1 protein-coding gene is annotated in these 298 nt (G+C 65.4%); it reads right to left on the bottom strand.

The genetic code is table 11. From position 1 onward, the window contains the following. Positions 1 to 298, bottom strand: a 298-nt coding sequence (locus BIU99_RS12710; protein WP_139205430.1) for a carbohydrate ABC transporter permease, incomplete at both ends; no start/stop codon positions are given.

Raw genomic sequence — 298 nt, 5'->3', positions numbered from 1 at the left:
GGCTGGTCCGTTGATGCCGAACCAGCTCAGCGCCTCGTTCAGCAGACCGTGCTGCGGGTTGAGCACCCAGTACCAGATCGTCGCGGTCGCCACGGTGGACGAGACGACCGGGATGTAGAACAGCGTGCGGAAGACACGCGCACTGCGGGCGCTGCGGTTGAGCAGCAGCGCGGTGGCCATCGCGATGACGAGACCGAGCGGCACGTACAGAACCGTGTAGAGCACCGTGTTGCGGAGCGCGATCCAGAAGAACGGGTCGGAGGCGATGCGGACGTAGTTGTCGAACCCGGTCCAGGTG

The sequence above is a fragment of the Plantibacter sp. MMLR14_011 genome (genome assembly GCF_001865025.1).
In the GTDB taxonomy this organism is placed as follows: domain Bacteria; phylum Actinomycetota; class Actinomycetes; order Actinomycetales; family Microbacteriaceae; genus Plantibacter; species Plantibacter flavus_A.
The sequence above is the reverse complement of the archived record's forward strand: the minus strand, read 5'-3'. Positions and strand labels throughout refer to the sequence as shown.